Consider the following 13,568-nt stretch of genomic DNA (forward strand, 5'->3'; position numbering starts at 1 on the left):
GCTGGGACCCGCGCGGCCCCAGCCTGCCCGTAGGCACGAGGTGAGGCCGCCGCCCCGGGTATCGGGACGGTCAGGCTGATCCGGCCGCGGCGGCCGGGTGCGCTATCGCAGGGGCTGCGTCCGGGTGAACGCGGCCCGCAGGCCGGCGCGGTCGACGCCGCGCCGTTGCGCCTCGGCGACGATCCGGGCCAGCTCGTTGCCGGGGTCGGCGGCCAACGCCCGGGCCAGCGCGACAACGGCGAGGGCGTCCTGCGACCCGAGGTAGGCGTTCAGGGCCAGCAGCGCCGCCGGTCCGGCGACGAGGCGCGGGGCGGCCCGGCGGGTCACATCGGCCCACAGCTCGATCTCGCCGGGGCTGCCGTCACAGCCGGCCGCAGCGTCGAAGTGCACGTCGCGATCCGTCAGCATGAGCACCAGCCACGCCACCGCCGCGGTCGACAGCCGGCCGGTCACGGCCCGGGCCCGGCCCACGGCCCTGATCCCTTCAGCGAGGCGCAGCACCTCGAACCGCTGCCGGCCCCGGTCGGGCGCGCCGGCGAGTGCAGTGCCGCGCCGCAGCTCGTCGAGCCGGACCCGGGCGGCCCGGGCCGCGGTGTGCATGGCGTCACGGGCGTCGCCGGTGACCGCAGCGGCGGTCGCTTCGACCTCGGCCAGGCTGGCGTACACGACCCGCCCGCGCAGCAGCGGATGCCCGGCGACCGTACTGCGACCCGGCTCGACCGCGAACAGGCCGCACTGGTGCCCGTTGCCGCCGAGGACATGGCCGCGGCCGTCCTGGACCCGCAGCATCCGCAGCACGATCACGTGCTCGGCGGCCAGCCGCGCGGCGAGCGGCACACTCACCGCGTCGACGTGGTCGGCGCGGCCGTAGCCGATGAGGTACACCGCGGTGACCTCCGCGGCGCGGCATGCGTCGGCGCCCGCGGCGACGGCCCGGGCGGGCGCATCGAGCCGGGACGTGATGTGCAGGACCGGGCCGAGCCGGTCGCCGCGCAGACAGACGCAGACCAGGCTGTCCTCGGGGTGGAAACCGACGAGGTACGGCACGGCGGTGACGAGGTCGTTGTCGTCGTCCAACCGCAGCCGGCCGGCTGCGGGCGGCGGTGTGACGGTCATGATGCCGGGGGTCGGCTCGACGCCGGCGCGACGGCCGCGCCAGCGGTGATGGTGCGTGGCCATGATGATGGCCTCCTGTCCCCGCCTCGTGGCGGCGGACCGGCTGGGACCCGCGCGGCCCCAGCCGGCCCGTAGGCACGAGGTGAGGCCGCTGCCCCGCCAATGGGGCAGTGCGGCTGCAGAGGCGGTGCTTGCCGTTGCGGTTATCGGGCCATGCCGGCGGCGGGCGATGTGCCGCCGGTCGCTGACCTGCCAGGCAGCCGTGCAGCGGCAGCCGGTGGCACGTTCGGCGCTGCGTTGCGGTGCGCCGCATCGGCCCACTGGCTGGTCATGTTCTGCCGCCCGGCGGTTCCGGTGTGCGCGGGACCGGATCACCGTCGATGACCTGGTCTGCTGCGGGCAACGCGCCGACCGCAGCGGCAAGCTGCGCGACGGCCGCGCGCAGGTCCGCCGGATCGCCGTAGATGACCAGCGCGGCCGATCCGGGATCGCCGATGACCAACGCCCAATGCCGCTCGTCGTTGCCGTCCTCGGCCTCGTCCCAGAGACCGTCGTCCGGGCCGCAAAGCCAGGCCGGCGGCGACCCGAGGTACCACTCGTATCGGTTGCTCACCGGCCCGGCACCGCCGGCGGTCGGTCGGTGTGTGCCACGGCGCTCACATCCTGGCGAAGAGCTGGCGTACGACATCCCGGTCGATACCGCGGCGCTGGATGTCGAACAGCAGCTGGGCGAGGCGGTGTTGCGGGTCGATGCGCAGAGCCCGTTCGATCGCGGTGTTGACCAGCATGTCGTCGCCGGCCAGGTAGGCGTTGACCGCGACCAGGCAGGCTGGGGCGAGGGCCGCTGACGGGTCGGCGCGGCGGGTGATGTCGGTCCACAGCGCCACCTCGGCAGGGCTGCCGTCACAGCCGCGCAGCGTGTCGTCGCGGACGTCGGCCTGCCGCAGCAGCAGCACCAGCCAGGCCACGTCGGCGTCGGCGAGCACCTGCCCGTCGCCGGCCCGCTGCCGGGCGTCGTGGACGGCTGCCGTGCCGCGCTCACGCAGGATCGGCGCCAGGGCACTGACCGGCTGTGCCGGCTCGGAGCCGAGGACCTCGCGGTACAGATCCAGCAGCCGCGAGCGGGCGGCCTGGTCGGCCGTGTCCATGGCGGCGCGTTGGGTGCCGGTGACCGCGGCGACCCGCGCCGCGACGGCGTCGCGGCTGGAGTATGCGACCAGCCCCTGCGCAACGGCCCCAGCGACCGCCGGGGCGTGGTCCGGCTGGAGTGGGAAGTCGCTGACCGGGCGGCCGTCGCCGTCGAGGAGATACCCCCGGCCGTCAGCGACACGGACCTGGGCCATGATGTCGACGCTGTCGGTCTGCAGCGCCTCGGTCGCGGCCGCTACTGCTGCTGCGACCGGCGCTTCGTCGCCGTAGCCGACGAGGACAACCTCCGGGATCTGCTGCAGTGCGGACGCCTCGCGGACGGCCGCGATGCCGGCGTCGCGTGCGGCGACGTCGTCGGTTGTGAGGTTCGTGCGGACCAGTCCCACGAGGCGTCGGTCACGGATCAGAACGTAGAGCAGGCTGTCGCTGGGATGGAAGCCGGCAAGGTAGGGCAGCAGCACGACAAGGTCGTGAAGATTGCGGACGGCAAGGCGGGGGTCGGACATTGACACGGATGTACTCCTTCGCAGGTGGATGGGTGGCAGCTGGATGGCTGCTGGATTCATGGGGTGTCGCGGCGCCGCACGGGCGAGCGGTGTCCGGCCGGCGGCGGGTCACCGTCGCGGGCCCGGTCGTAGACGGCGATGCCGCCGCCGCACCGTTTCGCCGTGTACATGGCTGCGTCGGCGCAGCCCAGCGCGGTGTGCAGGTCGCTGCGGCCTTCGTACACCCCGACGCTGCAGCGCAGCGGCACGACGATGCCGTTGACGGGGATCGGGGTGTGCGGCAGGCGCTGCAGCCGCACGGCAACGATCTCGGCAGGGCAGGAGGTCAGCAGCAGGAACTCGTCGCCGCCGATGCGGGCCACGAGGTCGCCGGGTTCGGCCAGGCGTTGCAGTTCGTGGGCGACAACCCGCAGAAAGATGTCACCGCCGAGATGGCCGTGCTCGGCGTTGAGGCGGTGCATGCCGTCGACGTCGAGCAGGGCGACGGTGTGCGGGCTGCGGACGGTGGCGAGCCACTGCTCGGCCAGGCGCCGCACCGGCAGGCCCGTGACCGGGTCGGTGTTGGCCTCGGCCAGCTGGCGGGTCAGGTCGCGGATGCGGGCCGCGGCACGGCTGCGGTCAACCATCCAGCCGGTGAGGACGGCGGTGAGCACGGCGAGCGTCGAAGTCCGCCGGCGTGGTGTCGGACGGGCGGGTGTGGGCGGGGTCGGCATCGGCTGGGCTCCTTCTGTGGGGGTGCGGATCCGTCGGCGGACATGGCAGCGGCCCGCACCGGAACACCGGTACGGGCCGCTGCGGTAGACCGGGTCAGCTGACCGCGAGTGCCACCAGGGCGGCGGTGCGGCCGAGACGGTCGATGTGGTGGTTGGCTGCTGCCAGGTAGGCGACGTGGTCGGCGAGCCGGCCCGACGCGGCTGTGTGGTAGCCGCCGTCCGGGTCGATGAACGCCGAGCCGGGTACCGCCTGCAGCCAGCCGAGACCGCAGTACTGTTCCGGACCGGCCTGAAATGCCTCGAGCTCGTTCGTCGGCAGCAGCAGCTGCCCGGCGGTGGCCAAGGCGTTGTGCATCCGCATCGCGATGATGCGGGGCTGGGCCAGATAGTCCTGCTGCGCCCTGGTGATCGGGTAGCGGCGCGGGTTGTCCTGGTGCTTGCGGGCGAACACCCAGAACGGCCGGGCAATCGGCAGGTGGGCCACGACGTGGGACCACAGCTGCCACCGCTGCCAGGCCTGCGCGTGCCAGTCGGCCCGCATCGCGGACAGGTCCAGCAGCCGCACCGGGCCGCCGCTCGCGCGGTACTGCCACGGTTCGACGAGCTTGCTGACCCGCCGGGTGCGGTAGGCGAAATGGCCGGCCAGGCTGATGTCGGCGGGGCAGCCGCGACCGGATACGGGCAGGCACCGGTTGACGGCATCGGCGACGAGCGTGCCGGGGGTGCCGCCGTCGGGCAGGCAGACGACAACCAGACGGGTGTCCGCGGTTGACATGATGGACCTCCAACAGGGGTTGGGTGTGCTGCAGCACACGGGCAGCCGGAGAACCGGCCGTGGGGGAGTGGGCGCGGGTGCGCCGGGCGCATGCAGCGCGTGGTGGCGCGGCCATGGCCGATGTGGTGCGGGCGGGTTGGGGCGTCGGCGAGGGGAGCCGGACCGACCGGCCAGCGGTGCTGGCGGGTGGGTGCCGGCAAGCCCGGGTTCGCGGGCGAAGCAACCCTGGGTGGTGCTGTGCTGTGGAGTCGTGACCGTAGCCGCTGCACCCAACAGCAGCGCCGGGCTGCGGCCGCTGTTGGGCAGCCCGCACCCAACAGCCGGCGGCTCAGCCGAGGGTCAGCGGGTACAGCGGGTCGTCGGTCGGCGGTGGCGCGCCCGGGTTGAGCGGACCGGGTTCGCCGTGTCCATCCGGCAGTCGCGTCAGCCCGACCCGGGACGCGCGCTGTCCGGCCCGCCACCACACCGGCCCGGCCACACCCTGCCCGGCGGCGGCGACCACCGCCGGCACCGTTGTCGCCACGACGAGGGGTTCGTGCAGGTCGGCGGTGTCGGCGAGGCGCTGCTGCAGATGCCGTTCCCGGGCGGGGCTGGGCAGGACGAACACGACCGGGTAGCCGGGCCCGCCGTCGAGGCGCAGTCGCCGGTATGCGGCGAGCTTGGTGACGAGCCGGCCGATCGTCTCGGTGCCGCGGTCCAGTTCCAGGAAGAACCCGGCGCTGCCGCCGCCGTCGGCCCACACACCGTGGCCGTCGGGGTGGATGCGACGGCCGTAGGCGGCGGCGGTGGCCCGCTCCGACCACCAGCGCAGCAGCCGCCCGGTTCCGGCCCGCCGGGCGTGCGCGAGGAGGCCGACGAAGACGTCGTTGACCTCGAGCAGGTGCGGCAGGATCGGGCTGACCATGACCCGGTCCTGGCGCAGCTGCAGCATCCGCGCCGTCGGCGGTGACTCGTCGCGGATCAGGGCGGTGTAGCGGGCCGAGAGGACGCCGGGCACCCAGCACGCGGTCGTGACACCGCCGGGGCGCACATGCGGGAACTGGTCGATGAACCGCAGCAGGTGCAGTTCCCGCAGCCGGTGCCGGCAGGTGACCCGGTTCGTGAACAGGATCGCGGTCAGCTGGTCGGTGGTGAGTGCGGTGTGCGCGTCGAGGAGGGTGGCGATGGTGTAGTCGCGGGGTCGGAGCCGGTTGGCGACGGCGATGAGCGCGGCGATTGCTGGGCGGGCCGCGTCACGCGGCGATCCGCCGGTGGTTCTCCCCGGCGGGGATGGCTCTCCGGAAGAGAGCTGTCGGGTTGTGTTGGGTTCAGGCACGGTGGCTCCCACCTGCGTGTCCGCCGGGGGAGGGGCGGCCCGGGGGCGGCCCGGCGGGGCCTTGCGGGGCCGGGTCTGGGGCCGCCCCCAGGGCCGGCCCGGGGCCGCCCTGCGGCGGCTCGTCGGCGTCGGCGGCGAAGCGGCGGACCCGGGCGGCCATCGCCGCGGCCGCGGCGCGGCGCAGCGGCCCGGGTTTGCCGAGGGTCGGTGCGGGCGGATTGGTGTGCAGGGTGAACGCGGGGGTTTCCCGGCCGGCGACGATGAGCCGGCAGGCGGCGGTGTAGGCGCCCAGGTGCGACACGTCGTAGTCGGTGAGCTCCGGCAGGGTGTGTCTGGCCAGTTGCTGGGCGTCCTCGGGCGCGCACGAGAAGAAGATCTTGTTGCGGGCGTTCGCGGACAGCGCCTGCTGTGTTTCGCGCGGCATCTGGGCCAGGTTCTGGTGGGCCAGGACGAGGCCGAAGTGGTAGCCGCGGGCCTCGGCGAGCATGTCGGCGACGCTGCCGGGCAGGTTGAGGAAGTTGTGCGCCTCGTCGATGTAGACGACGGCGTCGCGGCGGCGCTGCTCGGCCACCCGGATGCGCCCGGTCGCCGCCTGCCAGGCCGAGGCGAGAATGAACGAGCCCATCAGCCGGGTGGTTTCCTCGCCGAGCTGGCCTTTGGGCAGCCGCGCGAGGAGGATGCCGCCGTCGAGGACGGCGCGCATGTCGACGCTGGAGTGTGGCGAGCCGAAGGTGCGGCGGACGAAGTCGCGCAGCAGGAACGCCCGCAGCCGGGCCAGGACCGGGCCGGTGATCTGCGCCCGCAGCGGTGGTGGCGTGGACTCGAACCATTCCCAGAAGCCGCGCAGCCCTTCGGGGTCGTCGAGTTCGGTGGTGTACGGCTGGCGGAACCGGCGGTCGTTGAGCAGTTGCGGGATCAGCGCGAGGGTGGCGTTGGGCCGGCGCAGCAGGGTCAGGCACGCCACCCGCAGGGTGTCGTCGATGCGTGGCCCCCAGTGTTTGGCGAAGATCCGGCTGAAGATCGACACGATGTTGTCGACGGTCAGGTCGTGGTCGTCGCCACTGAGCGGGTTCAGGGTCGTGCCGGCAGGCTGGTCGGGGTCGATGAGGACGAGCCGGTCGGCGTGCCGGGCCGGGATCCGCTCGAGCAGGTCGATGACGAGGTCGCCGCGGGGGTCGATGACGATGGTGCCACGGCCGGCGTTGATGTCGGCCAGGGCCAGGTTCACCAGCAGGGTGCTTTTGCCGGAGCCGGTGGAGCCGAGCACGTGCAGGTGCTGGCGGGCATCGGCGACGGCGAGCGCGACGGGCCGGCCGCCGACGGCGGCGGTGCCGAGAGCTTTCGTGCCGCGCCCGCCGGTGGCGATCATCGGCGGGGCCGGCATCGGCCGGGCCTGCGCCCGGTCCAGGCCGGGCACGGCCAGGTCGCGGGGCAGCCCGCTCAGCGCGGCGAGTTCGGCCGCGCCCAGCAGCCAGCCCGGACCGGGGGAGCGTCCGGCGAGCAGGGCGATCGCGTGGCGGGACGGGCGGTGCCGCAGCTGGTTGCGGCCGGTGTAGACGCCGAAGGCGACGGCGAGGTCGTGGGCGACGGCCTGGATGCGGGGCCGCTGCGCGGCGGGCTCACCACCGCGGGGGTCGGTGTGGGCGGCGCCGTAGCGGACGGTGACCTGCCACTGGGGGCCGCTGACCTTGTCGGCGGCGGCCCGGGCGTCGCGGTCTCGCTGCGCGTCGCGCCCGGTCGGCCGGGTTCGCTGGGTCGCCGGCTGCAGCAGGTCGGCGGCGGCGTGCAGCCAGTGCAGCGGGTCGAGGACGTCCCCGGCGGGTGTGCCGGTGCGCAGCGCTGTGGCGCCGGACCGCAGCCGGCGCAGCTGGGCGAGCGTGGCCGGGCGGGCCAGGATCTGCACGCAGGCGCTGTCACCGGGACGCAGCCCGGCCGCGGCGGCGATCAGGGTCCGCAGCGGGTCGTCGTTGTGCTCGGTGCGCAGCGGGTACCACGCCGGCAGGACCGGGGCGAGGACCCCACCGGCTGCGGTGGTGGCGTCGAGGGGCAGCGGCGGTGCCGGCTCGGTCTCGGCGACGACCGCGCCCGGCCAGGCGCCGTGGATCGCGGCACGGATCGGGCCGGCCGGGACGGTGCCGGGCACCCATACGGCGATCGTCAGGGTCCGCTCGACCCACCGGTACTCCACAGCCAGGTGCCCGCGGCCGGGCCAGATCCGCCGCCAGCCCCGGGTCCGCAGCGCCGCGGCGGCGGTGGCCCAGAACACGTCGGTGCCGGCCGGGTCGGCCTGCGGCGGCGGGCTGATCGTGAGCAGCCGCGCCCCGCGGTGCCGGCGGTGCTGCTGCCGCCCGGCCAGCAGCAGTCGTCCACCCTGCAGCACCGTCGCGGCTGCCACAGCGATGGCCACGACCGGCGTGGGATGGGCGTGGCACCAGGCGGCGACTCCGACGACGACGTGGGTGAGCAGATCCGTCAGCGGCGGCATCACGCCTGCTCGGCCGGGTCGAGGTCGCCGATGCACAGCCGGTGCTCGGCCGGGGAGGCGACCGCGGTGAACCCGGCCCGCTGCGCCCCGCACAGCAGTAGCCCTTCGCCGCGGCGGGCGGTGAGCAGCAGCCGGGCCTCACCGCCGGTCAACCCGAACGCCTCGGCGACCGCGTCGATCGCCTGCGGCGCCTGCCGCAGCAGGATCTGGGTGGCCGCGTTGGCGACGACCACCTGGCCCAGCGCCGAGCCGAGCAGGTCCCCGACGTCCTGGGTGACGACGGTCAGCCCGGCGCGGCGTTTGCGGGCGCTCTTGGCGAGGCGGGCCAGGAACCGGGCCCCGGCCGCGTCCTGCAGCAGCGTCCAGGCCTCGTCGACGATCACCTGCCGCCGCGGCGGCCCGCCAGGGCCGGACGCTACGGCGGAGCGGCCCGCGCCGTCGACGCAGCGCCAGATCGCGTCGAGGGCGAGGAGCATCCCGGCCGGGCGCAGTTCCTCGGCGAGCAGCCGGGTGGAGAACACGACCAGGTGCCCGGTCGGCGCGGTGGTGGTCGGCCCGTCGAACAGGGCACGGAACGACCCGGACGTCCACGGCACGAGCCGGGCGGCGAGGCTCGTGCCGGCGCTGTGGCGCTGCCGGTCCAAGGCCGTGGCCACGTCCCGCAGCAGTGGCGCCGGCCGGTCCCAGGTGTGCGGGTCGGCGGTGATCCCGGCGGTGTCGTAGGCGTCCAGGATCGCCCGGTCCAGCGCGGCCCGTTCGGCCGGTGGCAGCGCCTCGCCGAGCAGCACCGCGATCAGGGTGTGCAGGAACAGCGCCCGGTCGGTGCGGGCCTGCGGGCGGCGGTCACCGGCCGGGATGTCCAGGGGGTTGACCCTGACCCCGGCCGCGCCGAGGGTCACCGTGGCTCCGCCGGTCGCCTCGGCCAGGCGCAGGTACTCGTTGTCAGGGTCGATGACCGCGCAGTGCACACCGTCGGCGAGGGCCCGCAGCAGCCCGAGTTTCACGAAGTACGACTTGCCGGCTCCGGAGCGGGCCAGGATCACGCTGTTGGCGTTGTGCTGGGCCCACACGTCCCACCAGAGCACCCCGGCCGAGTCGCGGTTGAGCCCGTAGAGGACCCCACCGGCCGACGTCGCGGTGCCCGGCAGCGGTACCGGCAGGTCGGGGCCGGCGAGGGGGAATGCGGCCGCGACCGCGTCGGTGTCCATGACCCGGCGCATCCGCAGCCCGTCGAAGCCCAGCGGCAGCGTCGACAGCCAGCCGGTCAGCTGTCGCCACGTCGCCGGTTGGGTGTCCAGCAGCAGCGACGCCGCCGTCGTGCGGATCTGGGCGACAGCGTCGGCGAGCTCGTCGCGGGTCGCGGCGTGCACGCACAGGTACAGCCCGACCCGGAACAGCCGCGACTCGCCGCGGGCCACCCGATCGGCGAGTTCCGCGGCGTCGTCGGCGGCCGCGTCGGTGGCGGGGTCGACGAGCCGGCCCTGCCCGGCGTCGGTGCGCCGGTTCGACTCGAGACGGGCCCGTTGCCGGCGCAGCCGGGTCGTGGCCTGCTGCGCGGTCAGCGGCTCCACGTACAGGACCACGTCGAGGCGGCCCGGCCAGGCCAGCAGCGGGTCCAGCCAGGCCGCGCCGACCTGTGCCGGGTAGCCGGTCACGACCAGGGTGGCGGCGTAGCCGTCGCCGAGCTGCAGCTGCCCGGGCAGGTCATGCACCGCCGCCGGGCCGACCGTGGTGGCGAGGGTCTCGGCATCGGCGGGCCCGGTCGCTGTCGTACCGGTGGCCGTGACCGGGAGGTCGGGCCGGGACCGGGGCCAGGTCGTGTCCGCCGGTGTGTACGGGTCGGTGGCGGTGGCCAGCAGCGCCAGGGCCCGCGGCCCGTCCAGCACCGCCGTCTCCGCCCCCAGCGCGGCCAGGGCGGTGGCGGTGTGCTCGGCGCGGCGCAGGACCTCCCGCTCCCGGCCCGGTCCGGCCGGTCCGGTCACGGCGACGGTCACCCGCCGGGCGAGAAGGTCCCGTTCCGCGGCCAGCCGGCCCAGGAACGCCGCGTAGTCGGCGGCGGCCGCGGCCAGCGCCGGGTGCGGTAGGACATCGACCGCGGCGGCGACCCGCTGGGCGTGGCTGTCCAGGTCGACCCGCTGCGCGGCGACGACGAGCTGCACCGGGCCGGTGAGGCCGTTGAGCCACCGGCCGAACCCGGCCAGCAGCGCCTCCTGCTCATCGCCGGTGCGCAGGCCGATGTTCACGGTTGTCGCGGCGACCAGCGCCACGGTGTGCTCGCCGGCCTCGATCACCCCGGCCGCGGTGATCGCGGTCGCGGGCAGCCGCAGCGCCGCCACCGCCGGGGCCGGCGTGGCCGGCCGGGGCGCCCACGGCGGCAGCGCTGCGGACAGGCGCGGCACCAGCCGCCGTGGCTGCTGCCACCAGCGCAGCGCCGCACCCAGCCACCGCTCCAGCGGGAGGCCGTCGCGGGCACCGAAGGCAACGGCGACTCCGGCACCGGTCGCCGGGATCAGGACGGCGATCAGCAGCGGCGCCGGTAGGTGCCGGGCGAGCGCGTGGTAGAGCAGGACATCGGTGACCGCGGCGACGGCGAGGACAGCCAGCTGCCGCGCGGTCAGCCCATAGACGATCTTGTCGGGGGTGTCGACGTCGGCCGGAATGCGGGCGGCCGGGGTGGTGTCGGGTTCGGTGTGCACGACAGGCTCCTTCCGGGCCCGAGGACCCAGGTACGGCGAGACGAGACGGGGGAGGGTTCAGCGGCCGCGGGCAGGCAGCGACGGCGCGCGCATCCGCGGGCGAGCGGTGCGGGGCGCGGGAAGGGATCGGGGTGCGGCGGGGGCCGGGCGCCGTCCGGGTGTGCCGGCGGCGGAGCGATGAGCATCCCGGCGGCCGCCGCTGAGGCCCAGGCTCCGGCGCACCGTGCGGGTCAGCTGTTGCACGAGCAGGACCCGCAGGACGGTCACCGCCCGGCCCGGCCGGGGCTGGGTGACGAAGTGGCTCAGCAGGCGAGGGATGCGGATGATGCCCCAGAACAGGCACAGCACGACGAGGAGGTTCATCGTCGCGTCGAACTCACCCGGCAGGCCCAGCACGGCATAGTTCGTGTCCGGATTCAGAAACACCGTCAGCGCGGTGTGCAGGGCGACCGCCTGCAGCATGACCGTTGCCAGAACGCCGCCGAGGGTGCGCCACCACAGCTTCGCGACGGCCTCGGTCTGCGGTGTGCCGTGCATCGCCAGGGCCAGCGGCGCCACCCCGGCCAGCACCACCAGCAGCCCGATCCGGGTGATGTACTGCACCACGAGCGTGCCCACCAGCACGGCGATGAGCAGCGCCAGCAGCAGCATCAGCAGTGCCGCGGGCGCACCCTGGTTCTGCGTCGGGACCGCAGCCACGACCGTGGCCCGCAGTAGCTGCAGTGACTCCGGCGACGCGATCGGCTGCCCGGTCAACGCACCGGTGGCGGTGTTTGATGACGTGATCAGCCAGGAGCACAGGGGCAGCGCAAAGTTCGCGCCGAGCAATCCCAGCACCAGCCGCGGCACCAGCTCGCCCGCCTCGACCGGCGAGGCCAGCTGGCCGCGGCCCATGATCAGCAATGCCGCCCACAGAAACGCCAGCACGTAGACGGCGTTGACGATCAGCAGTGACCGGCCGGCGAACCCTTCGACCTGCGGCAGCCCGGTCACGTCCGGGTTCGTGAACACCGTTGACGCGAGCAGGTCCCACAGCGCGTTCAGCGCGGCGAGGACGCCCTCGGCGATCAGGTTGATCAGCTGCGCGAAGAGCGACGATGGGCTCCAGTCGCCCATGTCAGGCGCCGAGCCAGCTGCGGACGATGCCGAGTGCCACCGGCGCCAGCAATGCGAGGGCGTAGCCGATCAGCGCGTTCTTGAACTCGCGGCCGGCCCGTTCGATCTGGGTCGGGTCACCGCCGGCCGTCAGCCGGCGCGCGCCGCTGATCGTCAGGAACAGTGTGGCAACGCCGAACAACATCCCGGTCACCCACCGCGTGATATTGCCGATGATCGCGTTGATCTGAGCCGTCGGATCGGTATCCGCCGGTGGTGGTGCCGCCCACACCGGGTCGGCCAGAACCACCAGCGTCGCGGCCACGAAGGCCGCCGTGGCCACAGCCCGGGCTGCGGCCCGGGATCGGGTGGTGCGAGACATGACGGGTACCTCCCGGCCCGCGACGGCGGGCCTGTGCTCGGGAACCGGGTGCGTCACCGGGAACCGGGCCGGGCCGTCGGAGCGGCACTCCCTCCAGCCGTGGGCGAACGGTGGCGAACACGATCCCCATGACGCCGGCCACGGCCCGGTCCCCGGGACGCCGGCACCGGAACGATGCCGTGCCCACCAACCGCCCCACCCTCCCGCCAACCGCGCCGCGCCCGAACCCAACAGCGGCCAACAGGCACCCAACGGCGCCGTGCGGTCAGCCCGGCGCCGCGGCCCGACGCCGCGGCCGCAACGCCACGAACGCCAGCTCACCGGCGGCGATCGCATCCGCGAGGCGCCGCTCCGCCTGCCGCCGCCACGCATACGCGAGCGCCACACTGATCCCGAGCATGTCCGCGCACTGCGCGACGGTCGCTTCACCCAACCGCGTCGCCCCGACGATGCGGGCCTCATCGGCGTCGATCACCCCAGCCGCCACCGCCCGCACCAGCACCAGATCCGGATGGTCGAACGGCCGCGCCGGCAACACCGGCCCGACGGCCTGCAGCGGCAGCACGTCCAGGCCTTGCTCACGATCCCGGAACCGCCGGCCCGCCCGCACCGCAGCGTCGAGCAGCCGCCCGCAGATCCGCGGCCCGTCCACATCGATGGTGCTCAGCCGGGCCACGAACCCGGTCAGCAGCTCCGCGTCGAGATCCGCGGTGTCGCCGCGCCAGCCCGCCGCCAGCCGTCCGGCACTGCTGCGCAGCCCCGGCATCGCCAGCCCGACCGCCGCGATCACCCACGCCGGGCCGTCCAACCGGGCCCGGCCGACGAGGTCCGCCCACACCGTGTCCCGCACCGCCGGACCAGTCTGCCGATGCAGCAACAGCGCACGCAGCTCCCGCAGCGACAGCAGCCGCTGCGGCAGACCGGCAACGCCACACCCGTCGAATCCCAACCGGGTCGGTGGCTGCAGCAGCAGCTCGTAGGCACGCTCTGCCGCATCCAGCGGCGACGCCGGCCACGGCCGCGCTCGCCGCCTAGCCCGGCCTTCGGTGAACTCGGCCATGTCCGCACTCCCGCAAGCCACGGCACCGTCCCGGCCGGACGATGCGCCGGCCCACATCCGGACACACCCGCCCGACACCCAGCCCAACAACGCCAACGCGTGACCCAACCGCCGCCCGCCGGCACCCAACAGCGCCCGCGACCTGGCCAACAGCGACCCAACCGGTCAAGCGTTGCCACCCAACAGCCCGCGGCCGAGCCCAACAGTTCCACGCTGCCGCCCAACAGCTGGCCCAACACGCACGACACCAGCCCAACAGGACCGTGACGCGACCGA

11 protein-coding genes are annotated in these 13,568 nt (G+C 74.6%); all 11 read right to left on the reverse strand.

Annotation, left to right across the window (positions count from 1 at the left end):
• Positions 1-102 precede the first annotated feature (102 nt).
• Entirely contained in the window at positions 103-1,179 is a 1,077-nt protein-coding gene (locus tag ACIA8L_RS54150) for a DUF4192 family protein (RefSeq protein ID WP_395917782.1), read from the reverse strand.
• Positions 1,180-1,444: 265 nt separating this feature from the next.
• A complete protein-coding gene (locus ACIA8L_RS54155; protein ID WP_395917784.1) occupies positions 1,445-1,729 on the reverse strand; it encodes a hypothetical protein in 285 nt (94 codons plus the stop codon).
• Between the two features lie 43 nt (positions 1,730-1,772).
• Positions 1,773-2,771: a DUF4192 domain-containing protein gene (locus tag ACIA8L_RS54160; RefSeq protein ID WP_395917853.1), complete on the reverse strand. Its 999-nt coding sequence runs from the start codon at positions 2,769-2,771 to the stop codon at positions 1,773-1,775.
• Positions 2,772-2,827: 56 nt separating this feature from the next.
• Positions 2,828-3,484 carry a GGDEF domain-containing protein gene (locus tag ACIA8L_RS54165; RefSeq protein ID WP_395917786.1) on the reverse strand — a complete coding sequence of 219 codons (657 nt, stop codon included), beginning with the start codon at positions 3,482-3,484 and terminating at the stop codon, positions 2,828-2,830.
• A 94-nt stretch (positions 3,485-3,578) separates the two neighbouring features.
• Positions 3,579-4,259: a hypothetical protein gene (locus ACIA8L_RS54170; protein WP_395917788.1), complete on the reverse strand. Its 681-nt coding sequence runs from the start codon at positions 4,257-4,259 to the stop codon at positions 3,579-3,581.
• A gap of 328 nt (positions 4,260-4,587) precedes the next feature.
• The gene (locus ACIA8L_RS54175) at positions 4,588-5,574 is read right to left on the reverse strand and encodes a replication-relaxation family protein (protein WP_395917790.1); all 987 of its coding nucleotides are present in this window, start codon (positions 5,572-5,574) and stop codon (positions 4,588-4,590) included.
• Positions 5,567-8,059: a type IV secretory system conjugative DNA transfer family protein gene (locus ACIA8L_RS54180; RefSeq protein WP_395917792.1), complete on the reverse strand. Its 2,493-nt coding sequence runs from the start codon at positions 8,057-8,059 to the stop codon at positions 5,567-5,569. The genes ACIA8L_RS54175 and ACIA8L_RS54180 overlap by 8 nt, the downstream gene beginning before the upstream one ends.
• Positions 8,059-10,755: an SCO6880 family protein gene (locus ACIA8L_RS54185; RefSeq protein ID WP_395917794.1), complete on the reverse strand. Its 2,697-nt coding sequence runs from the start codon at positions 10,753-10,755 to the stop codon at positions 8,059-8,061. Before ACIA8L_RS54185 ends, ACIA8L_RS54180 begins: the two co-directional genes overlap by 1 nt.
• A 57-nt stretch (positions 10,756-10,812) precedes the next feature.
• On the reverse strand, positions 10,813-11,871 hold the full coding sequence (locus tag ACIA8L_RS54190; protein ID WP_395917796.1) for a conjugal transfer protein TrbL family protein: 1,059 nt from the start codon (positions 11,869-11,871) through the stop codon (positions 10,813-10,815).
• Between the two features lies 1 nt (position 11,872).
• Positions 11,873-12,175, reverse strand: coding sequence for a hypothetical protein (locus tag ACIA8L_RS54195; RefSeq protein ID WP_395917798.1), 303 nt, complete (start codon positions 12,173-12,175; stop codon positions 11,873-11,875).
• A gap of 322 nt (positions 12,176-12,497) precedes the next feature.
• Complete coding sequence (locus ACIA8L_RS54200; protein ID WP_395917800.1) at positions 12,498-13,292, reverse strand: hypothetical protein; 795 nt, start codon at positions 13,290-13,292, stop codon at positions 12,498-12,500.
• Positions 13,293-13,568 lie beyond the last annotated feature (276 nt).

The organism is Dactylosporangium sp. NPDC051541 (assembly GCF_044454505.1).
Taxonomy (GTDB): domain Bacteria; phylum Actinomycetota; class Actinomycetes; order Mycobacteriales; family Micromonosporaceae; genus Dactylosporangium.

Coding starts and splice junctions, on each gene's coding strand:
- ACIA8L_RS54165 (WP_395917786.1), bottom strand. CDS start 3,484: ATGCCGACCCCGCCCACACCCGCCCGTCCGACACCACGCCGGCGGACT.
- ACIA8L_RS54180 (WP_395917792.1), bottom strand. CDS start 8,059: ATGCCGCCGCTGACGGATCTGCTCACCCACGTCGTCGTCGGAGTCGCC.
- ACIA8L_RS54200 (WP_395917800.1), bottom strand. CDS start 13,292: ATGGCCGAGTTCACCGAAGGCCGGGCTAGGCGGCGAGCGCGGCCGTGG.
- ACIA8L_RS54150 (WP_395917782.1), bottom strand. CDS start 1,179: ATGGCCACGCACCATCACCGCTGGCGCGGCCGTCGCGCCGGCGTCGAG.
- ACIA8L_RS54170 (WP_395917788.1), bottom strand. CDS start 4,259: ATGTCAACCGCGGACACCCGTCTGGTTGTCGTCTGCCTGCCCGACGGC.
- ACIA8L_RS54160 (WP_395917853.1), bottom strand. CDS start 2,771: ATGTCCGACCCCCGCCTTGCCGTCCGCAATCTTCACGACCTTGTCGTG.
- ACIA8L_RS54190 (WP_395917796.1), bottom strand. CDS start 11,871: ATGGGCGACTGGAGCCCATCGTCGCTCTTCGCGCAGCTGATCAACCTG.